The sequence below is a fragment of the Paenibacillus sp. MT124 genome (genome assembly GCF_058792755.1).
Map to the genome: position 1 here is coordinate 691,261 of NZ_CM179500.1, position 24,193 is coordinate 715,453.

Annotated in this window: 22 protein-coding genes and 1 other annotated feature; of the genes, 10 read left to right on the forward strand and 12 right to left on the reverse strand. The window is 48.7% G+C overall.

The window, feature by feature from the left end:
* The first annotated feature begins 40 nt into the window (after positions 1-40).
* The 5 genes from AC3RCI_RS03325 to AC3RCI_RS03345 all read left to right on the forward strand — a co-directional run bounded on the left by AC3RCI_RS03325 (position 41) and on the right by AC3RCI_RS03345 (position 5,083).
* Positions 41-1,324, forward strand: a complete 1,284-nt coding sequence (locus AC3RCI_RS03325) for an ABC transporter substrate-binding protein (protein ID WP_492527516.1) — start codon at positions 41-43, stop codon at positions 1,322-1,324.
* A gap of 138 nt (positions 1,325-1,462) precedes the next feature.
* Complete coding sequence (locus AC3RCI_RS03330) at positions 1,463-2,365, forward strand: carbohydrate ABC transporter permease (protein ID WP_492527517.1); 903 nt, start codon at positions 1,463-1,465, stop codon at positions 2,363-2,365.
* Between the two features lie 2 nt (positions 2,366-2,367).
* Complete coding sequence (locus AC3RCI_RS03335; RefSeq protein ID WP_095293181.1) at positions 2,368-3,207, forward strand: carbohydrate ABC transporter permease; 840 nt, start codon at positions 2,368-2,370, stop codon at positions 3,205-3,207.
* 119 nt (positions 3,208-3,326) lie between these two features.
* Entirely contained in the window at positions 3,327-4,490 is a 1,164-nt protein-coding gene (locus AC3RCI_RS03340) for a rhamnogalacturonan acetylesterase (RefSeq protein ID WP_492529783.1), read from the forward strand.
* 176 nt (positions 4,491-4,666) lie between these two features.
* Positions 4,667-5,083 (forward strand): sensory rhodopsin transducer, encoded by a 417-nt coding sequence (locus AC3RCI_RS03345; protein WP_336784281.1) that lies wholly within the window; start codon positions 4,667-4,669, stop codon positions 5,081-5,083.
* A 65-nt stretch (positions 5,084-5,148) separates the two neighbouring features.
* Here AC3RCI_RS03345 and AC3RCI_RS03350 read toward each other — a convergent pair whose 3' ends face one another.
* From AC3RCI_RS03350 to AC3RCI_RS03370, 5 genes are all read right to left on the reverse strand, one after another.
* The gene (locus AC3RCI_RS03350; RefSeq protein WP_492527518.1) at positions 5,149-6,306 is read right to left on the reverse strand and encodes a Ger(x)C family spore germination protein; all 1,158 of its coding nucleotides are present in this window, start codon (positions 6,304-6,306) and stop codon (positions 5,149-5,151) included.
* Positions 6,303-7,772, reverse strand: a complete 1,470-nt coding sequence (locus AC3RCI_RS03355; protein WP_336784279.1) for a spore germination protein — start codon at positions 7,770-7,772, stop codon at positions 6,303-6,305. The genes AC3RCI_RS03350 and AC3RCI_RS03355 overlap by 4 nt, the downstream gene beginning before the upstream one ends.
* On the reverse strand, positions 7,753-8,859 hold the full coding sequence (locus AC3RCI_RS03360) for a GerAB/ArcD/ProY family transporter (RefSeq protein ID WP_492527519.1): 1,107 nt from the start codon (positions 8,857-8,859) through the stop codon (positions 7,753-7,755). The genes AC3RCI_RS03355 and AC3RCI_RS03360 overlap by 20 nt, the downstream gene beginning before the upstream one ends.
* A 127-nt stretch (positions 8,860-8,986) precedes the next feature.
* Positions 8,987-9,982 carry a tryptophan--tRNA ligase gene (gene trpS, locus AC3RCI_RS03365; protein ID WP_492527520.1) on the reverse strand — a complete coding sequence of 332 codons (996 nt, stop codon included), beginning with the start codon at positions 9,980-9,982 and terminating at the stop codon, positions 8,987-8,989.
* Between the two features lie 157 nt (positions 9,983-10,139).
* Positions 10,140-10,467: a binding site (T-box leader), on the reverse strand.
* 27 nt (positions 10,468-10,494) lie between these two features.
* Complete coding sequence (locus AC3RCI_RS03370; RefSeq protein WP_492473859.1) at positions 10,495-11,430, reverse strand: DMT family transporter; 936 nt, start codon at positions 11,428-11,430, stop codon at positions 10,495-10,497.
* A gap of 168 nt (positions 11,431-11,598) precedes the next feature.
* Here AC3RCI_RS03370 and AC3RCI_RS03375 point away from each other — a divergent pair, with 168 nt between their 5' ends.
* Positions 11,599-12,969 (forward strand): aminotransferase-like domain-containing protein, encoded by a 1,371-nt coding sequence (locus AC3RCI_RS03375; RefSeq protein ID WP_336784275.1) that lies wholly within the window; start codon positions 11,599-11,601, stop codon positions 12,967-12,969.
* 93 nt (positions 12,970-13,062) lie between these two features.
* Here AC3RCI_RS03375 and AC3RCI_RS03380 read toward each other — a convergent pair whose 3' ends face one another.
* On the reverse strand, positions 13,063-14,382 hold the full coding sequence (locus tag AC3RCI_RS03380; RefSeq protein ID WP_127540695.1) for a glutamate-1-semialdehyde 2,1-aminomutase: 1,320 nt from the start codon (positions 14,380-14,382) through the stop codon (positions 13,063-13,065).
* Positions 14,383-14,477: 95 nt separating this feature from the next.
* Complete coding sequence (locus AC3RCI_RS03385) at positions 14,478-15,521, reverse strand: LCP family protein (protein ID WP_127540692.1); 1,044 nt, start codon at positions 15,519-15,521, stop codon at positions 14,478-14,480.
* A 213-nt stretch (positions 15,522-15,734) separates the two neighbouring features.
* On the opposite strand from AC3RCI_RS03385, the gene AC3RCI_RS03390 reads away from it, so the two are divergent.
* The 4 genes from AC3RCI_RS03390 to bcp are packed head-to-tail and all read left to right on the forward strand — an operon-like array spanning position 15,735 to position 18,876.
* Entirely contained in the window at positions 15,735-16,781 is a 1,047-nt protein-coding gene (locus tag AC3RCI_RS03390) for an ABC transporter ATP-binding protein (RefSeq protein WP_336784274.1), read from the forward strand.
* The gene (locus tag AC3RCI_RS03395; protein ID WP_336784273.1) at positions 16,782-17,576 is read left to right on the forward strand and encodes an ABC transporter permease; all 795 of its coding nucleotides are present in this window, start codon (positions 16,782-16,784) and stop codon (positions 17,574-17,576) included.
* Positions 17,577-17,580: 4 nt separating this feature from the next.
* Positions 17,581-18,366 (forward strand): ABC transporter permease, encoded by a 786-nt coding sequence (locus AC3RCI_RS03400; RefSeq protein ID WP_336784272.1) that lies wholly within the window; start codon positions 17,581-17,583, stop codon positions 18,364-18,366.
* Positions 18,367-18,411: 45 nt separating this feature from the next.
* Positions 18,412-18,876, forward strand: a complete 465-nt coding sequence (gene bcp, locus AC3RCI_RS03405; protein ID WP_336784271.1) for a thioredoxin-dependent thiol peroxidase — start codon at positions 18,412-18,414, stop codon at positions 18,874-18,876.
* Between the two features lie 57 nt (positions 18,877-18,933).
* Here bcp and AC3RCI_RS03410 read toward each other — a convergent pair whose 3' ends face one another.
* From AC3RCI_RS03410 to AC3RCI_RS03430, 5 genes are read right to left on the reverse strand one after another with little or no spacing between them, the layout of a single operon-like run.
* A complete protein-coding gene (locus AC3RCI_RS03410; protein WP_336784270.1) occupies positions 18,934-20,052 on the reverse strand; it encodes a GerAB/ArcD/ProY family transporter in 1,119 nt (372 codons plus the stop codon).
* 15 nt (positions 20,053-20,067) lie between these two features.
* Entirely contained in the window at positions 20,068-21,180 is a 1,113-nt protein-coding gene (locus AC3RCI_RS03415) for a GerAB/ArcD/ProY family transporter (protein WP_336784269.1), read from the reverse strand.
* 17 nt (positions 21,181-21,197) lie between these two features.
* Positions 21,198-21,431 carry a hypothetical protein gene (locus tag AC3RCI_RS03420; RefSeq protein ID WP_095293165.1) on the reverse strand — a complete coding sequence of 78 codons (234 nt, stop codon included), beginning with the start codon at positions 21,429-21,431 and terminating at the stop codon, positions 21,198-21,200.
* A 7-nt stretch (positions 21,432-21,438) separates the two neighbouring features.
* On the reverse strand, positions 21,439-22,641 hold the full coding sequence (locus AC3RCI_RS03425; protein WP_336784268.1) for a Ger(x)C family spore germination protein: 1,203 nt from the start codon (positions 22,639-22,641) through the stop codon (positions 21,439-21,441).
* 21 nt (positions 22,642-22,662) lie between these two features.
* Positions 22,663-24,177, reverse strand: coding sequence for a spore germination protein (locus tag AC3RCI_RS03430; RefSeq protein ID WP_336784267.1), 1,515 nt, complete (start codon positions 24,175-24,177; stop codon positions 22,663-22,665).
* Positions 24,178-24,193 lie beyond the last annotated feature (16 nt).

Genomic DNA, 24,193 nt, shown 5'->3' on the forward strand with positions numbered 1-24,193 from the left:
CGTTCACATAACCATATCCACACAAAAAGGGGAGATTGGCATGGTGAAAAAGGCAATATTCCTGATGATGGCAATGCTGCTGGTATTTACGGCGGCGTGCAGCTCAGATGGAGATTCGGGAGGAACATCCGCGGATGGCTCGGTGACGCTGCGTATCGCGTGGTGGGGCTCGGATACACGTCATGAATACACGCAGAAGGTCATTGACTTGTACAAAGAGAAAAATCCGAACGTCAAGATTGACGTCGAGTACGCCTCCTTTGATGACTACTGGAAGAAGCTCGCTCCACAAGCAGCAGCGAATCAGCTGCCAGACATTGTACAGATGGATATTTCCTACATCAGCCAATATGCACAAAATGGTCAGCTGGAAGATCTGGCTCCTTACCTCGGCAATCAGATCAAGGTGGATGATGTTTCCGAAAACGTCATCAGTACTGGCGTAATCAACGGCAAGCAGTATGGTGTACCTGCCGGGGTTAACGTACTCGGTTTCCATTATGACCCGGAACTGCTCAAAAAGGCAGGAGTAGATACATTCCCGGAAAATCTAACTTGGGAGTCATACGAAGCACTGGGTAAACAAACCGCAGAAAAAGGACTGTACTTGGATGGCGGGGTAGCTCCGGATATTTTCTTCCACTATTTCCTGCGGACCAAAGGCTTGTCACTTTACAATGCTGAAGGTACAGGACTTGGATATGACGATGATAAACTGTTTGTCGAGTTTTTCGGTTTGATGCGTCGCATGATCGAACAAGGAGCGGCACCTTCACCGGATATCGCTAACCAGACGAAGGGGATTATTGAGGAATCCGATCTGGTCAAAGGCAAAGGGATCGGAATCTGGCAATGGTCCAACCAGTTCGTAGCCGTACAGCAAGTTGCTAACCGTCCACTGGAGTTTGCTCCAATGCCTGGACCGGACATGGAGAAGGGTCTCTACATGCAGCCAAGTATGTACTGGGCAGTCACTTCGAACTCGAAAGTGAAGGAAGAAGCCGCGAAATTCATTGATTTCTGGGTGAACGACGTGGAAGCCAACAAGCTGATCAAGGGTGAGCGCGGTGTGCCGATCTCCGGCGCAATCAAGGATGCCATTGCACCTGAACTGAGTGAGCCAACGAAGCAGGTATTTGACTTTGTAGCAGCCATGGAGCCAAAAGCATCACCAATGAGCCCGCCACCACCAGTGGGTTCACCTGAAGTCATTGCGTCTCTGGCAGATGCTGTTGAGGAATTGAATTTTGGCAGAATTACACCGGAACAGGCTGCGGAGACATTCCGTAAAAACGCCGAAGCGGTTCTGGCCAACAATAAATAACAGTTGAATGATTGCTTGCTCATCCCACCCGGGATGACGGGACTGGGGCTGCTCGCTAACCGCGGGGGCCTTTCCCCGTCCAACTGTTAATCCCCCGTTTGTCGGAAGCAGGCAGATCAATAAAGGAGGTTCATTCCATTGAGGCAGTATTCGTCGTTGCGCAGAAACCTGACCGGGTACGCATTTATTAGTCCGTTTATTATCGGATTTCTGGGCTTTACGCTGATCCCGATGTTTGTGTCCCTATATATGTCGTTCACAAGTTATAACCTGTTCACTTCTCCCCGGTGGATTGGGATGGACAACTACACCAAAATGTTTTTTGAAGACCCGAAGTATTGGAACACGGTTAAGGTAACATTCCTGTATGTATTCATTGGTGTTCCTCTGAGACTGGTCTTCGCACTCTTCGTTGCCATGATCCTGAATACCGGTTCCCGTATGGTCGGAACGTACCGTACGTTGTATTACCTCCCATCCATTATTGGTGGTAGTGTGGCGGTGTCGATCATGTGGCGTAACCTTTTCAGTAATGAAGGGGTTATCAACAGTGCATTAACCGCTATCGGAATCGGGCCAATCAGCTGGTTCGGTGATCCCGATGCGTCCCTGGTCATGTTGATCTCGCTGTCCGTCTGGCAGTTCGGTTCCTCCATGTTGATCTTTCTGGCAGGCCTTAAAAATATCTCTCCTGAGATGTATGAGGCAGCAGGGGTGGATGGCGCCAATCCGATACGCAAGTTCTTTAGCATCACCTTACCGCTGCTTAGTCCAATCATCCTGTTCAACCTGATCATGCAAACCATCGGTGCCTTCATGACCTTTGTGCCTGCATACATCATCTCCAAAGGAGAGGGTGGTCCAATGGACGGTACAATGCTCTACTCGCTGTATCTGTTCCGTCAGGCCTTTATGTTTAACAATATGGGTTATGCTTCAGCAATGGCCTGGATTATGCTTATCATGATCGGTATCCTCACTGTAGCCGTGTTCCTGACATCCAAGTTCTGGGTGTTCTATGAATCTGAAGGAGGGAAGTAACGATGGTTTGGAAAAATGTAAAGTGGCCGATTTATCACCTGTTCGTTGCAGCGTTAGCCCTCCTGATGCTTTATCCGGTGCTTTGGATGTTGTTCAGTTCATTCAAGGAGAGCCGCACCATCTTCGTTACTGCGGAGTCCCTTTTCCCAGCAGAGTGGATCTGGAGCAACTATGTCGATGGCTGGAAAGGCGCGGGCGGAAGACCGTTTATGGACTACATCACCAATTCACTCGTTATCGTAGTCATTTCTACCATCGGTGCAGTATTATCCTCGTCGCTTATCGCCTTCGGTTTTGCCAGACTGAACTTCAGGGGCCGCAGCTTCTGGTTCTCCCTGATGATGTTGACTCTGATGCTGCCACATGACGTGGTGTTGGTTCCGCAATACATTATCTTTACGAAGCTGGGCTGGTTGAATACGATTCTCCCCATTGTTGTACCTACATTCTTCGGAATGCCGTTCTTCATTTTCCTGATGGTACAGTTCATTCGTACGATTCCGAAAGAGCTGGATGAAGCGGCAACCATTGATGGATGTAACAAATTCAGATTGTACATTCAGATTATCATGCCGCTGATTAAGTCCTCGCTCGCGACTGCCGCAATCTTCTCCTTCTACTGGAGATGGGAGGATCTTCTGGGGCCGGTACTATATCTGAACTCACCGGATAAATATACGGTATCCATGGCGCTCAAAATGTTCCTGGATAGCGAATCAGCCTCCAACTGGGGAGCGATGTTCGCCATGTCCATCGTCAGTCTGATTCCGGTTGTAGCCGTATTCTTCATTTTCCAGAAACAAATTGTACAGGGCATGAGCACGAGCGGACTGAAAGGATAATAACTTCTTTCACTGGATTAACACTTCATCCAAAATGCTGAACAGGGAGGTTGTTCCTATTGGATAAGGCTCTGGGTAATCAAGCCGTTGCCACGGAGGCAGCGGCCCACAAGGAAGAGATTATTACGCATTGGAAATTCGACTTCGGCCCGGGTGAGGGGGTTGAAGGGTACCAGAAAGTGTCAGCCGGCAGCATCTACGGGAATATGACCGGTTACGGTTTTGAGCCGGATTCCCTTGTTTATGAGAAACAGCGCTATGGTGAGACAGAAGATCGGAGTGTACAGCAAAATCAGGAGTACTCGGGGCAGGCCAATGTGTCTGCCCGATTGCGTTCAAGCTTCTGTATTCCACTCAAGGCATCGTTTATCGTTGATGTCCCGGACGGCACTTATCAGGTACTGCTCATTGCCGGAGATGAACTGGCTGAAACGGTCACCAGAGTCAAGGCTGGTGAAGGCAGATTGATGGTGCCAACAATTCGTACTCTGCCGGGACAATGTGCCGAGGTCAGATTTTCGGTTGTGGTCAGAGGCGGAAGGCTTCGTCTTTCCTTCTCCGGTCCGGCCCCGCGGATCAACGCTTTGGAGATTACGCTTGCCAATCAGACGATGACCGTATTCTTGGCGGGAGATTCCACGGTGACGGATCAGCCGGAGAGCGGGTACCCATACTGTGGCTGGGGACAGCTGCTGCCAGCCCAATTCAAGCACGATGTTGCCGTTGATAATCACGCACAGTCGGGACGAAGCTCGCGCAGCTTCATCGATGAAGGCCGATTGGATGCGATAATGAAGCATATCAAGCCGGAGGACTTCTTGTTTATCCAATTCGGACATAATGATGAGAAGCCGGACCCGGAGCGGGGGACGGATCCATTCACAACCTATAAGGAATATTTGAAAAAGTATATCGATGCAGCCCGCGGGGCCGGTGCTCGACCGGTACTAGTGACGCCCGTTCACCGGCGTTATTTCACGGACGATGGCACGCTGACCGATACACACGGTGATTACATTGTCGCCGTAAGAGAGCTGGCGCAAGAGGAAGATGTTCCGGTGATTGACCTCGCTGAGCGCAGCCGTATTCTGTTTGAACAGGCGGGGATCGAAGGCACCAAGGAAGATTTCATGTGGGTGCTTCCGGGTGAGTATTTGAACTTCCCGGCAGGCGTAGAGGATAACACGCACTTTCAGGAACGCGGCGGACGGCGCCTTGCCGCACAGGTAGGGGAAGCTATCCGTGAGCTAAGGCTGCAGCCGCTGCAAATGTTTTTGAGGTAGCCTGAGAGTAAGAGACTCTGCACCGAAGCGTCTGCGTCCGAACAGTTATCTCTGCCTGGAAGAGAAGATGGGAAGGATGCCGGAGCATTCAGCGTTTGAGCGACGATATATCTGTTAAGTGTCAGCTGCGCAGCTCTAGGCAGTTAAACATCATAAGTCATAGAGGAGGATCACGTATGACAAGAGAGCATACTGAAGCAGCCCGTTTGGCAAAGCGTGAGGCAGCAGTGCCGACAGGCCACACCTATTGGGTTATTCCAGACGGATACATACCGCCAGATAGTCGGGGCTCGCTGGAGAGTCATGAGAGCATTTGTGTTCTCAATACCGGTCAGGAGCAGGCAGAACTTGATATAACCATCTTCTTTGAAGACAGAGAACCGATCGAGAACATCGAAGCAAGCGTGCCGGGAAGAAGGACCAAGCACATCCGTACGGCATCTCTTCATTCCGGAGATCAGTCTATTCCTGCGGGTGTCCCGTATGCCATCACCGTTTCCAGCAATGTTCCCGTCATCATCCAGTATAGTCGGCTGGATACCACCCAGCCTGAACTGGCACTGATGAGTGTCATGGCTTTTCCGCTGACTTAAATTTTCATGCCAAGACGACGAGCCACCTTGCAACTGCTGCAGGTGGCTCGTCGTCTTTTCACATTTTACTCCGTGTATTTGTATGTGCTGGCATTAATTATTTTCACATGGACTTTCACTTTTCCAAGTTTGAAGTGTTTGATCGGATCTGCCCGGTTCTGAACCTGCTCTTTCCATAGAGCGAGATCATGACGATACAGATGTTCCACTAGACCGTAGGAATCGATCTGGCGTGATTTGGTTTTTTCGAACGTATCACGAATTTCGGACTCAATCTGTTTCCCGGCTGCTTCCTCCATCGCTTGGGGAGACTGGTGAGGATCATGTTCTTCAACGATGATGGCTTTTGCCGAAGTAACGAGGTCGAAGGTGATCCCGCTTCCTTCCTTTCTTGCTGAAATTTTGGTATGCGGGTCATGGAGCCTAAGAGAGAGAGCAGGAGTTTTACCTCCATTCTTGTAAACGTACAATGGATACTGGTGGACGTGATCATAATTAACGAATCGGGTACCATTGGCTTCCTCACCGGCCACTTTACCTTGATTGACGCCGTTTGAAATGACAAAAAATCCATCCGTTTTAATTAGAGGAGGATTATCATCTCCATTAAACCAGGTTTGGTTCCTGTTCGTTATTGATGGTAACAGGATGACCGAAGCGGGCTCACGAAACCCATCAAGAAGCTGATGAAGACGGATCGGTTCGAAGGAAGAGTACTGCTTATACAGCTTAATCGGCTCAAATAGCTCAATGGTCTGGGTCGATTGGTTTAGCAGGGCAGCGGGAGCAAGAACATCGGATATGCTCTGTTCTGTACCGTAAATCCAAGGTGTATATCTTAGCTCACCGGAATGCAGCAGTGTATTAAAAATATCTTCCAGCCTTCCGTTCAGGGCGTTTTTGGATAAAACGATTGCTTTTACATGGGTCCATAAGGTTTGTTGCTGTGAAGTTTGGTAGAGGTCATTAATAGCCATATTTAACGTTGTGCCTTCGCCTCGCCCAATCCAGATATCGCTTTCTTGCCGTGAAGTTGGGCCCTCTTGCTTGGCAATACCTGAGAAATCGATCAGTTGGGCATAAGCGATATATTTATTATCCTCGTAATCTATCCCGATTCCCGTGATAAAGTTGATGCTCTGGACCTCTTTGGAATCCCAGCAACCCGTCAGCAGGACCATGCAGCTTATAAGCAAGCCCCCCAGGGAGATCCATCTGTTCACGAACCTTTCCTCCGCCGGGTAGAGTCCTGAGTATGGAGTGCTGCCGGGCGTTTGGTCCTTTTCAAGGAAGGACGCATGGATACGGATTGGGTGAAGTCACCGGGAATATAGGGAGATACGGGGGACAGATAGGATACGCCATAACATTCCAAGGAAACGAGATGTACCAGTAGAGCAAATAGTCCAATCATGAAACCGAACAATCCAAGGAGGGACGACATGACCAGCATTCCGATACGAACCTGGGCTGTAGCTCCACTGAGTACCGTATTCACCAAAATGTAGCTGGAAATGACCGAGATAGCCACGGATACAATGATGGTCGGGGAAGTAATTCCGGCACGAATAGCTGCATCACCAATGATGAGTCCACCTACCACGCTGACAGTCTGGCCCAGTGCTCGCGGCAGTCTACGGCCTGCTTCGTTGAATAGCTCGAACATAAAGATCATCAGAAATGCCTCCAGTGTCACTGGCAAGGGCAAGCCCATTCGTGTTCCAGCAATGGTTGCCAGAAGCGGTAAAGGGATCTGCTCCACATTAAAGCTGGTTAAACCGATATAGAAGGCTGGAAAAAAGCAGGCGATTAGCAGTCCCGAGATCCTCAAAATCCGTTCAAAAGTCACAATAAAAAATGGCGTACTTTCGTCTTCCGGTGATTTCAACTGATTAAACAGGGTTGTTGGGGCAATGATGGCCACTGGTGAACCCTCAATCAGAACAGCAAAACGACCATTTAAGAGTGAGTCTACGACATAATCGGGTCGCTCTGTGTTATCAGTGAGAGGGAAAATGCTGCGGATGCCTCCCATGATGGACCGTTCCATAACGGAAGTACCAAGAATGCCATCGATTTCAATCTCGTCCAGGTTTTTGCGAGCTTCCTTCAGAATTTCGGGATTAATAATGTCTCTCACATACAAGAGGCCAATAGAGGTCTGGGTTCGGCCGCCCTTTACATATTTTTCGTAACACATGGAAGAGGTTTTCATTCGTTTGCGAATGAGTGCAATATTTACGCTTAATTCTTCGGTGAATCCATCACGAGGCCCTTTGACCGATGACTCAATAGCGGATTCCTCAGGGTTTCTCCCAGGTATACTCGCAATATCCAGACTGCAGGATTGTTCACCGTCTCCGAAAATAAGCAGTAATTGTCCACTGAAAATCAGAAGGTTTATATTTTCTGCATCTGTAAGATCATCTATCGGATTCAGTGTTAATCCCAATTCTTTGGGATGGGCTTCTTCGATAAGCAAAGAATGCTCTTCCAGCCGGGGAATAATGAACTGGTTAATTTGTTTACCATCGGTCAAGCCGTCACAATATAGCATAATGACCGACTTATCGGTTTCATCTTTGGCAGGAAAAGTCTGAATAACGACATCCGCACAAGGATCGAATTGTTTTTTCAAAGAGGCAAGCAGTGTTTCATGGGACGTAATGTCAATCGCTGGGTGCTCCATGATGTTTCCTCCTCTGATGGCGTGAACTGATGAATGCTACGGTGGTTGCGATAATGGCTAATCCGCTTAGATAGATGAGATTGAATGGGAAAATATAGTCAACAAGCATTTTCTCAAATGTCATATCGTCCAATCGGTACAGCATGGAAAGAATAAACAAAACAGCGATTGTAACCATGCTGATTAACCTTCTGGAGGCGCTTTTAATATTCCAAATTTCTACCACAATATACATGGCGAGACTGATTCGGGTGAATGAACCGGCAAGCCACTGATAGATGGAAAAGAAATCCGTCTGTGCAATGTATTTGCCCAAGGAGGCAATTCGCCATTCCTCAAAAGCGGGATAACGCATCTTGGCCGCTTCAAAAGGATTAAATTCTACGATTGCACCAATAAGTGGGCCAAGTGTCAGCCCAATAATGATAAATGCGAGCATAAGATACTGCCATATACGGATTCGTTTAGCCAAATGGGGCTGGATGTACCAGATAAAGAGCAGCTCAAACATGCCTGAAAGACTGTACATCATGCCATGGAAAACGGGCTGCCAGCCCTGTTCGAGTACGGGAAGCAGACGGCTGTAATCCTTGTATTGGGTATTTACGATGGCGACATAGAATCCAAGTATCACAACAAGTGGCAGAATTAATCCAGCTGTAAACGCCAGAGATCGCATCCCTTTATAGGCTGCATAAGCACTTAGGGACATCAGGGCAATGCTAGTAACTAGTATCGGTGTCTCTGTCAGGTAATTGGTTTTGGCCCACGTGGTGGTATCATGCAGGGTGAAATAGATGACAGACAGGAAAAAGAGGCTGTTTCCGATCCGAAGGATGAAGCCCAGAGGCTTGCCCAGATGGGAAGTCAGCCATTCGTGCAAGGTTTGATGCTGAAGAAAACGGGAGACATAGGCAAGCATGAGCGCAAATACAAGATAGGGTCCTGCCGATATCAGGACGGAAATCCAGGAGTCTCTTTTCGCCGCACTTAACAAGGCAGGAATGATCAGGACGTGGCTAATCAGACCAACGGATAACATGATTAACATCATGGCTTGCAAAAAAGAAGGCTGTCTAGGTTTCATGCTGAGGGGTCCCCTTTTCGCGATAGACTGTCCTCAGCAGTGTTAACGTGATTGGTTCTCTTCATACAGGCGGGCCTGTAGTTCATGATGTTTTATCTCATCCTGATATCTAACTTCATCGTTATGCTTACAAATCAAAGTAACGGATACCCATGGCCTCCCGTATTTCGAGCATCGTTTCCCGTGCGACTTTGCGGGCTTGGCGGGTGCCCTCAACCAGAATTTCTTTGACCTCGTCCCCTCGTTGCTCATAATGGTTCCGCCGTTCTCGAAAAGGGGCAAGCAGTTCATTAATCGCAGCACCTGCAAACTGCTTGCAATCTCTGCATCCAATGGAGCCCTGGCTGCAGCTGGCATGAATCTCTTCAGCGTGCTCTTTCCGGAATAATTGATGGTATGCAAATACCGGGCAGATATCGGGATGGCCTGGATCGGTACGATGGACACGTGCAGGATCGGTCTTGGCCTTGGCCAGTTTGGCATGCACATCTTCCGGACTCGCATTTAAGGAGATGGCGTTGCCCATGCTTTTGCTCATTTTGCCGATGCCATCGAGCCCGCCAAGGCGCTCACCAGTCAAAATGCGTGGTTCAGGCAGGACCGGAGCGTAGAGCTCATTAAATCTGCGGACCAGTTTGCGTGCAGTCTCGACATGTGGAATCTGGTCCTCGCCTGCTGGAACGAGCGTCGCTTTACAGAATGCAATATCAGCAGCCTGACTGACCGGATAGCCCAGGAAACCGTAGTATAGATCCGTATAGCCGCGGTCACGCGCCTCCGTTTTGATGGTAGGGTTGTGCCGAAGCGTGTTCACGGTGACAAACATGGAGAAGATCACCGTTAATTCTGCAATTTCCGGAATCATGGATTGGATGAACAGCGTGGCTTGGTTAGGATCAATACCTACAGCGAGATAATCGAGAGTCACTTGAAGGACACTGTCTGCAATCAATCCTGGCTGATCATAGTGGGTGGTTAAGGCCTGCACATCTGCCAGTAAAATATATGTTTTGTACTCACTTTGCAATTGCACCCGGCTGCGCAGGCTGCCCACGTAATGGCCGAGATGAAGCTGCCCTGTGGTCCGGTCTCCAGTTAAAATAACATCCTTGTTCATATTCATAGTTCATTCTCCTTTGATTTTGTAATTGTTCGAGCATCCTAATCTGCTGACGCCACCAGCCGTCTTCCACGACCATCACCCCCTTTCAGCCTGTTACAGTATGCAGATATCAAAAAAAAGCCTCGTCCTTCATCCTGATTCCCGTGAGGGAACAGAACAGAAGGACGAAGCTTATGCTTCGCGGTGCCACCTTAATTGGCCGCTGGTTGCGGCCCGCTTAGAGATACGGATCAAGATTTATGGTCAGGCTGATTGAAAAACCAGACCTGAACCAGCATATCTATTGATCGATATCCTGTCCTTGGATAACGGCTGAACATGCCGCCTTACCTACTTACCGTCCTGCACCCCGATTACAGGATACAGGCCGTGTTCAGCTCGGAACTCCGAAGCCCATTTCCATACGACCCGTGCACCGGCTTCCACCATCCGCCGGCTCTCTGGAGCACGCTGCCGTATGTACTTCTCTTCATCATCGTTGATAACGTCCGTTTACAATTTTTCACATTGTATCATGCTTTGACTTCACGGACCAGCCTGTTTTTTCTGCCACTCATATTGGTTCCGAGCACACCTGCGATAATCAGGATGGCTCCGACAAAATGGTATCCACTGACGGGTTCATGCAAGATCCAGGCTCCACCCGCGATGGAAATCAAGGTAGAGAAGTTGCTGAATACACTCATCTTCGAAGCTTCCAGATGGGTTAACGCATAGCTGGACAGCAGCGTCGAAATCATGGTGGAGAGGATGGCCAGGTAGGCCAGCGCCCCTAGATAAGATGCATCCCCGAGAGGTTTTACATAATCGCTTATCGTACCGCTGGATAAATGACGGATGACGGCGGAGACGTTAAAAACAAGACAACCGACGAGCAGGGTAACCCATGTTAATTCCATCGGCTTATACTTCTGGGTGAGCGGTCTGGCAAGCACGCCATACCCTGCAAAACAAATTGTAGAGAGCAGCAGCAGGGCAATTCCCTTGAAATTACCTGAAGTCATTCCGCTGCCTTTCATCAGGAAGATGAAGACCACTCCGGCAACAGAAAGAAGCAGGAATAGCTTTTGCAGCACAGATGTCCGTTCTTTCAAGAATACTGAAGCCAGAATAAGGGTAAAGACAGGGGCCATGGCCTGAATGATTCCGGCCTCCGATGAATTGGAGGATACCAGCCCAAATGCCTGAAAGGCAAAAAATAAAACCGGAGAAAGCAGGCCTAGCGGTATGATCCGCCACAGATCCTCTAGGGTGAGCCGAATTTTAATCCATCCCAGGACGACCGGGATGCTGACTACGAGAAGAGATATGGCGAATCGATGTGCAAGCACATCGATCGGGTGTGCCACATTGACGGTCATTTTGACAAATAGAAAAGATAAACCAATGATAGCCGCATACATTACGGCTGCGGTATAGGCATAAGCCCGGGTACGCGTCGTATTCATATTGTTCCTCCATATAGCTTGATTATCTCGGTTGGACTAGGCAACCCCCTTGTTATCACGTGCTGTAAGGTCTTTGCTTCATTCAATATACTGTCAGTTCAGTCGTGGTACAATGATGAAAAGAATAGATTGTACCGGTACAGCTATGTGGAAAGGAAAATCATCTATATGAAAAAATATGAAATAATTGCGGAGTCGCTGCAGCGTTGGATACAGAAGCAGCGGGGGCGTCAGCAATCGATTGACAAGGGAATTAAACTTCCCGCAGTGCGTGTGCTGGCTGAACAATATCAATGCAGTGTAAGCACGGCTATTCGTGCCTATCAGTGGCTTGAGCAGCGACATCTGGTATATGCAGTTCCTCAATCGGGTTATTACGCTGTACAGAATGGAGTAGGAGTAGAAGATGTCGATTGGAAAGGGCCACTGGATTTTGCCTCTGCTGCTCCGGACCCCCGGGTATTTCCGTATTCCGATTTTCGTCATTGTGTAGATCAGGCCATGGAGAACAACCAGGCGGAGCTATTTCTGTACGGTACGGAGCGGGGGCTGCCTTCATTGATCAACCTGCTGCAAAAGCAATTTGCCGACTATCAGGTGTTTGCCCCTCCGGAACAGTTCTTTATTACATCCGGCGTGCAGCAGGCGCTCGCTGTGCTGGCGCTGATGGCTTTTCCGAATGGCAAGAGACGGGTTCTGGTTGAGCTACCAAGCTATCATCTTATGCCATCCCTGCTGGAAGGCCTGAATGTACCTGTTACCGGAGTAAGACGTACGCTGGAAGGTCTTGATTGGGAGTCGCTGGAACGGCAATTTGGTGAAGGCGATATTAAATTCTTTTACGTCATGCCACGCTTTCACAATCCGCTGGGGACATCCATGACCTTAGCCGAGAAGAAGAGGTTAATCAAGCTGGCAGAACGATATGACGTGTACTTGGTGGAGGACGATTATTTAGCTGATCTGGAGGAAAATACAAAACAGGACCCGCTATTTTCTTATGATACGGTAGGCAGGGTCATCTATTTGAAAAGCTACTCCAAAATTCTGTTTCCCGGCCTGCGCATTGGTGTAGCGGTCCTTCCCGCAGCTCTTGCTCCTTCGTTTGGGGGACACAAAAAAATGCTGGATATCGACACCTCGGTGCTGTCTCAGGCTGCGCTGGAGGTCTATATTCGCAATGGCATGTTTGCACATCACGGGAAAGTCATTCGCAGTCGTTATGCAGCCCGGATGCAGAAGGTTCATGAGCAGCTTGCTGCCGATCCGGAGTTTAGTCCCTTTGCGAATGCTCCGCGAACAGGTGGGGAGCATACCGTGCTGCCATTGGCCAGCAATATGCCGCTTGGCGTGTTGTTATCAAGGCTGGAAGAACGGGGAGTAATAGCAGGTACAACCGAGCGTTACTACCTTGAGGGAACGCAGCAGGATAAAATGCTGAGGCTGAATATATCCAATGTGCCGAAGCAGCGGATTGAGGAAGGCATGCGGATCATTCGTGAAGAGATCGTGAAGCTGCAAAGCGGAAACGTGAAATGACTTTTAAGCGACCCGAAAATACAAAAGGCGTGCAGCCAAGCTGAATATTCAACCTGATTGCACGCCTTTATCTGGTTCACTGAAATCTTAGGACTACTCCTGAGCCATCGCCTTGAAGGAGGCTTCAGCTGCTTCCAGTGTTGCCTGCACGTCCTCATCTGTATGAGCTGTAGTCAGGAACCAGGCTTCATACTTCGATGGAGCCAGGTTGATACCGCGGTTCAGCATATGCCGGAAGAAGGAGGCGAACCGTTCACCGTCTGTATCTTGAGCTTGATCATAATTTGTTACAGGGTGATCACAGAAGTGTGTGGAGAAAGCGCCACGAATCCGGTTGATCGTCAGTGCGATGCCATGACGATCGGCAGACGCCTGCAGACCCGATGTCAGGTCGATGGCCAGTCGTTCCATTTCTTCATACACGCCTTCGCCCTGCAGTACTTCCAGACAAGCGATACCCGCAGAGATGGAAGCAGGATTGCCGGCCATTGTTCCGGCCTGGTAGGCGGGTCCGAGCGGAGCAACCTGCTCCATGACATGCTTGCGTCCGCCATAGGCTCCGATTGGCAATCCGCCACCGATAATTTTGCCGAGTGCAGTCAGATCGGGTTCAATCTCGGCATGATTGGCAAGCCCGGCATACGTTTGCGTAGAACCGTAGTGGAAACGGAAAGCCGTAATGACTTCGTCATAAATCACAAGCGATCCGTTGGCACGTGTCATGGCACACAGACCTTCCAGGAAGCCTGGCTCTGGCATAACCATGCCGAAGTTGCCGACAATGGGCTCCACCATTACTGCTGCAACATCATCCCCCCAGCGCTCCAGGGCATCTTTCAGGCCATCCAGATCATTATAAGGAACCGTGATCACTTCATGTGCGATGCTGGTCGGAATTCCTGCACTATCCGGAATCCCGAGGGTGGAAGGGCCGGAGCCTGCAGCAACCAGCACCAGGTCGGAGTGACCATGGTAACATCCGGCAAATTTTACGATTTTATTGCGTTTGGTGTAGGCGCGGGCCACGCGGATGGTAGTCATCACTGCCTCGGTACCGGAGTTGACAAAACGTACCTTATCCATGGAGGGAATGGCTTCCTTCAGCATTTTGGCAAGCTTGATTTCAAGCTCGGTTGGTGTACCGTACAACACACCATTTGCTGCTGCTTCACTAATGGCTTGGGTAATATGAGGATGAGCGTGTCCGGTTACAATGGGGCCATACGCTGCCAGATAATCGATGTAGCGGTTGTCGTCAACATCCCAGAAGTGTGCGCCTTGCGCCTTTTTCATAAAAACGGGTGCGCCTCCGCCAACGGCTTTGAATGAGCGGGAAGGACTGTTTACGCCGCCTACAATATGTTCAAGTGCCTCTTTATATAAGATTTCGGATTGGGGACGAGATGAGTTCATGGGTTTATTTCCTTTCGGCTATGAATTTTGTTGCAAACTTTTTTAACACAACACAGCGAGAGGGCAGCATAATGGCTGCCCTCTGCGTGTTTACATTACTGAGCCGGTTGCTCCGACTGTTGGTCTTCACCGCTTGCTGTTTTATCTTCGGTTCCAGTCGTACTGTCTTCCGGTTCAGCGGGCGGATGAATAATATCCTGAATATGCTGCTTCAATTTCTCTTCATTGGTTACCGTCAGGACTTGTGCTCCACCTGCGGTCCGCTCTTCCTTCAGCATGTTCATCGGTGGAATTTGTTCGCTGCCGTTCATGCTGCTCTGATATCCAAGACCCCCGAGCTTCCACATATCCGAGAGTGTCAGGTTTGTATCCACATAAGGGCTCACCTGTTCCAGAATGGTAGGAAGCTTGGCAATGGTTGTCGTGGATTGCATTTTGGCCGCTACGGCTTTCAGGAATTCACGTTGACGCTCGGAACGAGCGAAGTCGGACATCGCATCATGACGGAAACGAACGTACATAAGCGCTGTTTCACCATCGAGATGCTGATAGCCTTTCTTCAGATCAATGTCGTACTCGTTATTGTCTGCTTTGCTTGTATAATGCATGTCCTTCTCTACGTCAAAGTCCACACCGCCCACGGCATCCACCAATTTGATGAATCCTTGGAAATCGGTATACACATAATATTGGACAGGGATCCCCAGCAGGTCGCCAGCCGCTTGCATTGCTGCATTTGGTCCGTGGGTGATAGCGGTGTTAATCCGCTCCTTGCCAAATCCGTCTATATCGACGTAAGTGTCTCGTAGAATGGAGAACAAGTTGATTTTTTTGGTGAGTGGATCGAGCGATACAACCATCATGCTGTCCGAACGGGGAATTTCCCCTTCTTTGAGGCCACGGGCATCAACACCCATAACCAATATATTTACTGTTTCAGTGCCTTCCCATTTTGGAGGGTCCGGTGTATTCACTTTTTCGACATTTTCAATACTGGCGAACGGAGATTCGTCGCCTTCCTTCTGCAAGCCATTCAACTGATTGAGAATAGAACCGAAATAAAATGCCGCTGCGCCTCCAACGATCAGAACAAAGGCGGCAAGAGAAATCCATATGGTTCTCTTCGTCTTTCTGGTCATGCTAGCTCTCCTTTGTATTTGAGATGAAATAAAAAAACGAGTTCAGTTTCCGTAGTAACATAGCCTGAAGCCTTCCGTACACGTCTCTTCCCAAACAGCAGTCAGAGGACGCAGCTTCAGCTATTTTAAAAGCTTGCTGAATTTTGACTGATACCATTATAATTTCTTTTTGGGCTACAAGCAATTTCAACAAAATCCAAGTGAGGTATAATCATGCTGGCGATTGATGTCAAAGATTTGCGCAAGTCGTTTAGCGTCCAGAAAAGTCGGGGTGGACTGAAGGGCGCATTTCAAGATCTGTTTAAACGCGAATACCAGGAAGTATTGGCGGTGAACGATATTTCGTTTCAGATTCCACAGGGTGAAATCTGCGGATATATTGGAGAGAACGGTGCCGGTAAATCAACAACGATCAAGATGTTGACCGGCATTTTGGTGCCTACTTCAGGGCAGATATCGGTTGGTGGATATGTTCCGTATCAGGAACGGGAGAAATTTGTACAGAATATTGGTGTCGTATTTGGTCAGCGGAGCCAGCTATGGTGGGACATTGGTGTCATTGAATCCTTCCATCTGCTGCGCAAGGTATACCGTGTGGACGAATCCGATTTCCGCAAACGGCTGGATGAGCTGGTTGAGCGGCTGCAGCTGCAGGATCTGCTGAATCGTCCGGTGCGCAAGCTCAGTCTCGGGCAGCGGATGCGCTGCGAACTGGTGGCCGCATTGCTTCACAATCCCGATATTGTTTTTCTGGATGAGCCAACCATTGGTCTGGACATTGTCGTCAAGTCGGAGATCCGTGAATTCCTGAAAGACATGAATAAGGAACATGGAACAACCATTTTGCTGACGACACACGATCTGCAGGATATCGAAGCACTGTGTTCAAGAGTGATCATGCTTGATGCCGGGAATATCATCTATGATGGCGGTCTGGATCACTTGAAATCCCAATGGGGCAAGGAACGGGAGATTCGCTTCAAGTTCGGCACGGGTCACACAATAGCCCATATGCAGGAATGGACTGCCGCCATGCCCGTACGCTGGACGGTAGAGAACGAGTTGTCCGCATCAGTCTGGATTCCGCTGGAACTCAATGTGTCCGATGTCCTTGGCCGAGTGGTGGGACAGGCTGATATTACGGATATTCAGATTATTGAGATTAATACCGATGAGATTGTACGGAGTATCTACCAATCCGGTTCTGCCGAGCGTCCCGAGATTGTGGGAGCAGGGAAAGAAGCGGCGGGTGTATCCTAGATGAATAGTGCATTTTTTGATTTTATGCGAATCCGGTTTCTAACGATGCTTGCTTACCGGGTGAATTATTATTCCGGCATTTTGATATATACGCTGAATATTGGCGTGTATTACTTTACATGGCAAGCCATTTATGGCGGAAGTGGAGAACTGGGTGGATTTACGGCAGCTCAGATGACCACGTATGTGGCGGTATCCTGGATGGCGCGTGCATTTTATTTTAACAACCTGGACCGTGAAATTGCCGCAGATATCCGTGATGGATCCATTGCGATTCAATTTATAAGGCCGATCAATTACGTTATGGTCAAAATGATGCAGGGTCTCGGTGAGGGCGTTTTCCGTTTCCTGCTGCTGATGATCCCAGGCATGCTCATCGCGATCCTGCTGTTCCCGGTTGAACTGCCTACTGCGCCTTCAGCGTGGATCGGATTTCTGGTCATGCTGTTCTTCAGTTTCCTCATTAACTCCCAGATTAATGTCATTACGGGACTGGCTGCGTTTTTTGTAGAGAACAATGAAGGCATGATGCGCATGAAACGGGTCGTGGTCGACTTGTTCTCCGGACTGATCATCCCGATCAGCCTCTATCCGGGCTGGATGTCCGCGATCATGAAGGTATTGCCTTTTCAGGCCATCACGTATCTGCCAGGTTCCGTATTCACGGGAAGAGTGGAAGGCACCGGCATTTGGAGTGTACTCGGCATTCAGGTGCTCTGGTTTATCATTCTGCTCGTACCAATGATGCTGATCTGGCGTCAGGCGCGCAAGCGTCTGTTCGTGCAAGGGGGTTAACAGCATGTACTACTTAGGTCTAATTGGGGAATATTTAAAAAACTACATGAAAACACGACTGACGTATCGTGCCGATTTCTGGGTCGAGATCATTTCGGATCTGCTGTTCCAGGCAACGAATCTGATCTTTATCTTTGTTGTTTTCCGCCACACGGATAACCTTGGGGGCTGGAGTGAAAGTGAAGTCCTGTTTGTATACGGTTATTTCATGGTGCCGTACGGCATCTTCAGCTGTTTTATCAATCTCTGGGGGTTCAGTGAGCGGTATATCGTTAAGGGTGAGATGGATCGCATTCTGACGCGTCCGGCGCATAATCTGTTTCAGATATTGCTCGAAAATGTGGACCCGCCTGCACTTGTGGGTTCGTTTATCGGATTGATTATCATGATCTTCAGCGGGGCGGAAATGGGACTTGTCCTGGAATGGTGGCATATTCCGGCGCTAATCATTCTGGCGCTAAGCTCTGTGTTAATTTACGCGGGGATTTATACTACGCTGACGTCGCTATCCTTTTATTCGGATGCTCCGACAGGTATTCTTCCATTGATGTACAACATTCAGGGTTATGGACGTTATCCGGTAACGATCTACAATCGAGCCATTCAGGTATTGTTAACCTGGGTCATTCCGTTTGCCTTTGTCGGGATCTATCCGGCAGCATTGTTCCTGGATCGATCAGAGATGCATCGCATGGCATTGCTGACCCCGGTAATGGGACTTGTTTTCGCAGCGATTGGACTTACGCTCTGGAACTACGGCGTGAAACGCTACCGTGGTGCAGGCTCGTAGAGAGAAGCCCGATAATAGAGGGTAAGACGAGAAGGAGGAATAGAGATGACGTTAACTGAAGGTAAGCTCGCTCTGGATTTTGAGCTTCCGTCCAGCACTGGTGAGACGGTGAAGCTCTCCGATTACCGTGGACAGCGGGTATTGATCTACTTTTATCCCAAGGATATGACTTCGTCCTGTACACAGCAGGCATGCGATTTTCGGGATCGCCATGAGGAGTTTAAGGGGTTGAACACGGTTATATTGGGCATTAGCACGGACCCGATGAGCAGGCATGACAAATTTATCGCCAAATACGGATTGCCGTTCACCCTGTTATCGGATGAAGAACATCAGGTTGCCGAGAAATACGGGGTATGGCAGCTCAAGAAGCTGTACGGCAAGGAATACATGGGCATTGTCCGTTCCACATTTCTCATTGATGAAGAAGGGAAACTGCTTAAAGAATGGTCTAAAGTCAGAGTGAAAGGGCATATTGAAGCAGCTTTGGAGGCTGTGAAGTCCCTGTAAAAAGCGGAAATTCAACGAAGGCAGTGTTCTCGGGTATCACCGTGGCCACTGCCTTTTTTATGGTGTTACACGTTTGGTGGGCCGGTTCTTTCTCTGGAAGCGAAGCCGATGAACGAGCAACAGGAAGAGCGGGATGATCAGGCTGACCGTCACATTCCAGTCGAGCCATGCGGGCATGACGGTGTTGGTATAGAAGATGATATTGGGACCGATCAGAACGGCTGCAGCAAATATCAGCAAGGCCGAGGGCAGGATCAGGGGCTTATACGCTTTTAACTTGAATAACTGGGCTATTCCCAGAACAAAACCGAACATATACAGCATGCCCTTAAAATAGGTCGAGATCAGCCAGGAGATGGCCATTAATGCTTCGATTCGTTCAAAAAAGTTACCGATATTGATTTTCTGTGCCAGTGAATAGGAGATATAGAAACCATGCTGCGTAAGGATTGGACCGAATACCATGAGAGAAAAGAGTTCAAGCATACTAAGCAGAATTCCCCCTCCAAGCGCAGCAAGCAATATATCCCGTTTAAGATGAGATGCCCTTGTCACATAAGGAAGGAACATGGACAATATGATCAACTCACCAAATGAGGAGAAAGCACCTCTAATCGTGCTGTGCATTAATTTGATCCATGGCGTTTCAAGAAAGGGCTGGAGTTTGGCAGGCTCTACTTGTGGCAGCAGCCCCAGTAGCAGAAGAATCATGAAGACAACGACAATGGGAGCGAGAAGTTCACTGCTCAAGCCCATGGTCTTTAGACCATGTATAATCCCCCATACCATGGGGGCAAGGAACAGCGTCAGAATGACACGGATGGGGGTTTGAAGATAGATCTGTGTGGTCATAAAGTCCCCCACTTCGCGCAGACATATGGCAGCACCCATGCTGAAATAAAACAGGTATCCGGCAGCCAGGACGGAACCCATCCATGAACCAAGCAATTTTTTGCAGATTTCGATCAGGGACAAATCGGGATGGGTACGATGGAGTTTGAACAGAATCCAAATCATCAATAAACCGATCGGTTGGCTTAGCAAGGAGCATATCCATGCATCTTGTCGGCCATATGCAGTTACGAGTGATGGATAGATGAGAATCATGTCCCCGACCATCGTTAGGAAGGTCAGCAGGGTAAATTGCCTTACCGTCAGGCGATCTTTAATCAGCATGGTACTTCTGCTCCTTCAACATTGATCAGTTGGATATCGATTTTTTCCTTTTTTAAATATCATGATAAGCAGCAGCATCCCCGGCAGCAAAATCCCTAGAGTTGTATCCCAATCCACCCAGTATGGAACGATGGTAATGACAATAAAGGTCAGGTTAGGAGCTACTACATTGGCCATTCCAAATACCAGCATGCATGCTGGCAGAAGAAGAATCCGATACTGTTTAAGATTGAAGAGCTCTGCAATTCCAACGATAAACGCATAAAAATAAATCATTGCTTTGAAATAGGTTGAGATCAGCCAGGAGGTAGCCATAATGGCCTCGATACGTTCAAAAAACCCTCCGATACTAATTTTCTGAGATAAAATAAACGATGCATAGATACTATGCTGAGTCAGAAATGCACCGAGCACTAGGAGGGAGATCGTGACCAGCATCGCCAACATCAAGTTTCCCAGACCAGCGGCAGCGACCACGTCCCGGGTTCGGTGAGCTTGTCTCGCGGTATAGGGTAAGATCATGAGGATCGGGATGGCCTCGCCCACTGGGTAGGTAACACTTACGAGTATTCCTTGTGCCAGAGAGACCACATCGGTATCTGTGAAGGGCTTCAGATGACTGATTTCTACCTTGGGCAGAAGGCAAAAAGAAAGCACGAGGATGAAGATGATTACAATTGGCAGCAGCAGTTCACTTGTCCGCCCGATGGCTTCCAAGCCGTTGTATATCCCCCAGCCAAGGGTAATGACAAACATCAGGATAATGATTCGAATAGGTGTGAATTGAAAAATCTGGCTGGTCATAAAATCACCTATTTCTCGGGAATGCGTGGATGTACCCACGAGAAAATAAAATAAGTATACGATAGAAAAAACGGTTCCTGGCCAAAATCCCAAATACTTACGGGCAATCTGAACCAGGTTCTTGCCAGGGTGCATATTGCCAAGTTTAAGGAACATGGCCATGAGCCCCATACCTAGCGGAATTCCGATGAGGGCACAGATCCATGCGTTTTGCTTGGCGTAGGACGTGATGACGGAGGGATAGATAAGCATCATATCTCCAATAACCATCAAGAAAGTCAGGGTTGCCAACTGCCTTGTTCCAAGCCGTCCTTGCTCCAACATCCGTTTTACCCCCTTGCCTAAGTTCCGGTGATAGTAGCCAAAAATTGATTCACCGGTTCGTAAATCCACATAATGATATAGAGTGGACTTGGGAATTCCCATAAATTCGCTGCGATCACGCTAAAGAAGGTGGCAACAAGCAGCATGCTGCTGTATACTGCAGTCTCTTTCCACTCCTTGCGACGGATTAGACCAGGAAGATCGATCAATCCTACGATAACCCCCACAACAATGACCGTGATCGTAATCATTCAGATCTCACTCCTTCAGTTCATCTTTGAATGAATTGTCCAGTGTTCCCGTACGTTTTATCTGTACGTTGGCTTCGTACTTTATGTCCAGATTGTCGAAGTGCTTGTTCCAGTCATCCTCCATCTTTTTAAAAAGCTTGGGATCCGCATGGTAAACTTCCTGCCCGAATCCAAAAATATCTGCATGATATTCTCGCCTCACGGAGTTCACCGAAGTCTGCATGAGCTCGATTAATCGCTCCTCGCTCTCCTCTTCCAGTTTTCTGAGCGTTTCCATCGAACCGATTTTGATGCCACATTCAACGGAAGCAATGGAAGAAACATTTTCAAGTTTGATATGAATCACAGGCTGACCATCAACGATTTTCGCTTTGCGTTTCGTTGAGGTCCGAAGAGCTTTGAAGGTAACTGTTCCTCCATTGCCGCAGGGAAGGTCACTAACTGTGGATACCACATTATCCCGAATGTAGTTATATCCCTTGGACTCCTCCTCGGTTAACCAGCCAATCAGCTTGTCCTTTTTAAAGACACTTAGTCCGGTCGTGTGAAGGCTGGCTGGGGTTCTAATGGAAGAGATATTGTCCTTGCTCCCACTTACATCCTGATTCCCAATGATCTCTACACCGGTAATTACAGGCTGTATACCAGGAGTCAGCATATAATCAAGCAGTTGATCTCCAGTCACGGTTGTTGTAGGGGACCAAGTCTTGGCGGACACGTCCAGGGAAGTAAATAGCTTCTCAGCAGGAATGTTCTCCAGTGGTGTAAGCAGATCCAGCACTTTGGAGGCGGTTGTCTTGCGGGCAACCATGACGTAATAATCCGGCCGTACAGAAGGTTCCCGCGTCATGGCTTCCATGACATCATATATCCCATCTTTACGTGCGTATTCTTCACCAAAGACAAGAATTCGCACATGAGCCATGAATATGCGACGTGGGCTGGTCTCAGTCAGCTTCTGAATGGCTTCAAATAGTGTGTCTGCAGTAGCCTGATATTGGGTTACAGGAGTGCCTTTCCCGCCTCCAGATTTGGAGGATACCTCATTGGGAACGACCACCTGGGCACTAACTTTAATTTTATCTCCATCCTTATCTACCCCGAGGCCCAGCATAATTCCAAGGTCATTGAGTTCCTTGCGATCCCAGCATCCGGTAAGGAGAGGAAGCAGAACCACAAGGGATAAAACGAGCCGGATGTATTTGTTCATACGGTGTTCTCCTTGCCGCGATCAGCGTTTCATTTTTTTGTTGGACTGCCTTGTTTTGTTCGGTGTACCCGTACTCAGAGGACGAGTTTTCATATGAGACCAGGGTACGCGGAAGATTGTATCCTTAAGATCCTTCTGAACCAGCGGAGCAAAGGGCGACATGTAAGGTACTCCGAACGAGCGAAGGCTGCACAAGTGAGTCACTGTAATGAGCAGAACGACCAGAATGCCATAGAAACCAAAGGCAGCCGCCAGAATCATCAATACGAAACGCAATATCCGAACCGAGATGGATAATCCGTTCTCCGGAATGACGTAACTGGATATCGCGGTAATCGACACGATGATAACCATTGCTGCAGACACAACCCCCGCATCAACCGCAGCTTGACCAATGACAAGTGTTCCCACGATGGATACAGCCTGACCGACCGTTTTCGGAATCCGAATGCCGGCCTCCCGCAAGATCTCATAGGTAAGCTCCATCAAAATGGCTTCGATAAAGGCAGGAAAGGGAACACCTTCACGCTGAGCTGCCAGACTAATCAGCAGGTTTGTCGGCAGCATTTCCTGGTGGAAGGTCGAGATGGCGATGTAGAAGGACGGAGCAAGCAAAGCGATAAAAAAGGCCAGGTAACGAATCATCCGAATTAATGTACTGATATCAGCACGCTGATAATAGTCTTCTGCAGATTGAAAAAAATGTACAAACAGGGCTGGTACCAATAAAGCGAATGGAGTACCATCCACAATAATGGCAACACGGCCTTCCAGGAGTGCAGCAGATACCGTGTCGGGCCGCTCCGTGTTATATACCGTTGGAAAGATCGTCCCGGTCTTATCCTGAACCAATTCCTCGATATATCCGCTTTCCAGAACGCTGTCGATGTCAATCTCATCGAGTCTGCGCCGGAGCTCCTCTACCACTTCCGTATCCACGATATGCTCCAGATATAATACGGCTACCTTGGTCTTGGTCACTCGTCCGACCTCTCTCTCTTCGATCCACAGATGAGGGTCACGAATCCGTTTACGGATCAAGGAGGTATTGGTACGCAAGTTTTCATTAAAGCCTTCCATGGGACCGCGTACGACGGTTTGGGATACGGGCTCGGAAACAGCGCGATCTTCCCAGCCGGCTGCACCAATCTTCAGACCTTTGGTTGAGCCTTCAATTAGCAGTACTGCAGAGCCGGACAATAAGGCATTAAGCACATCCTGAATATTCTCTACCAGCAGCACGTCACTAGCAGCAAGGATGTCATTTTGAAGATAGCTTAGGCGTTCGTCTTCAGCTGAGAACTCTGGAAGATCATGTGTCTGAAGCAGGGATACCAGAATGGCCTGATTCAGTATCTGAACATCGACTAACCCATCAATGTACAGCAGAATCGATGGCCACTTATGTAAACATTGGAGCGGGCGGATCATCAGGTCGTTGCTCTGGCCCATCACTTGTTTGCAATATTCCGTATTGTCAATCAGATTCGGAGAGATCAGTTTCTGTTCATGGTCGCTCTGCGCTGCAGAACTCATACTTTCACCCCCATAC

Excerpts from the sequence above, each read along its gene's own strand:
- AC3RCI_RS03325 (WP_492527516.1), top strand. The coding sequence starts at position 41 with ATGGTGAAAAAGGCAATATTCCTGATGATGGCAATGCTGCTGGTATTT.
- AC3RCI_RS03335 (WP_095293181.1), top strand. The coding sequence starts at position 2,368 with ATGGTTTGGAAAAATGTAAAGTGGCCGATTTATCACCTGTTCGTTGCA.
- AC3RCI_RS03345 (WP_336784281.1), top strand. The coding sequence starts at position 4,667 with ATGACAAGAGAGCATACTGAAGCAGCCCGTTTGGCAAAGCGTGAGGCA.
- AC3RCI_RS03355 (WP_336784279.1), bottom strand. The coding sequence starts at position 7,772 with ATGGAGCACCCAGCGATTGACATTACGTCCCATGAAACACTGCTTGCC.
- AC3RCI_RS03360 (WP_492527519.1), bottom strand. The coding sequence starts at position 8,859 with ATGAAACCTAGACAGCCTTCTTTTTTGCAAGCCATGATGTTAATCATG.
- trpS (WP_492527520.1), bottom strand. The coding sequence starts at position 9,982 with ATGAATATGAACAAGGATGTTATTTTAACTGGAGACCGGACCACAGGG.
- AC3RCI_RS03370 (WP_492473859.1), bottom strand. The coding sequence starts at position 11,430 with ATGAATACGACGCGTACCCGGGCTTATGCCTATACCGCAGCCGTAATG.
- AC3RCI_RS03375 (WP_336784275.1), top strand. The coding sequence starts at position 11,599 with ATGAAAAAATATGAAATAATTGCGGAGTCGCTGCAGCGTTGGATACAG.
- AC3RCI_RS03380 (WP_127540695.1), bottom strand. The coding sequence starts at position 14,382 with ATGAACTCATCTCGTCCCCAATCCGAAATCTTATATAAAGAGGCACTT.
- AC3RCI_RS03385 (WP_127540692.1), bottom strand. The coding sequence starts at position 15,521 with ATGACCAGAAAGACGAAGAGAACCATATGGATTTCTCTTGCCGCCTTT.
- AC3RCI_RS03390 (WP_336784274.1), top strand. The coding sequence starts at position 15,735 with ATGCTGGCGATTGATGTCAAAGATTTGCGCAAGTCGTTTAGCGTCCAG.
- AC3RCI_RS03395 (WP_336784273.1), top strand. The coding sequence starts at position 16,782 with ATGAATAGTGCATTTTTTGATTTTATGCGAATCCGGTTTCTAACGATG.
- AC3RCI_RS03400 (WP_336784272.1), top strand. The coding sequence starts at position 17,581 with ATGTACTACTTAGGTCTAATTGGGGAATATTTAAAAAACTACATGAAA.
- bcp (WP_336784271.1), top strand. The coding sequence starts at position 18,412 with ATGACGTTAACTGAAGGTAAGCTCGCTCTGGATTTTGAGCTTCCGTCC.
- AC3RCI_RS03410 (WP_336784270.1), bottom strand. The coding sequence starts at position 20,052 with ATGCTGATTAAAGATCGCCTGACGGTAAGGCAATTTACCCTGCTGACC.
- AC3RCI_RS03415 (WP_336784269.1), bottom strand. The coding sequence starts at position 21,180 with ATGTTGGAGCAAGGACGGCTTGGAACAAGGCAGTTGGCAACCCTGACT.
- AC3RCI_RS03420 (WP_095293165.1), bottom strand. The coding sequence starts at position 21,431 with ATGATTACGATCACGGTCATTGTTGTGGGGGTTATCGTAGGATTGATC.
- AC3RCI_RS03425 (WP_336784268.1), bottom strand. The coding sequence starts at position 22,641 with ATGAACAAATACATCCGGCTCGTTTTATCCCTTGTGGTTCTGCTTCCT.
- AC3RCI_RS03430 (WP_336784267.1), bottom strand. The coding sequence starts at position 24,177 with ATGAGTTCTGCAGCGCAGAGCGACCATGAACAGAAACTGATCTCTCCG.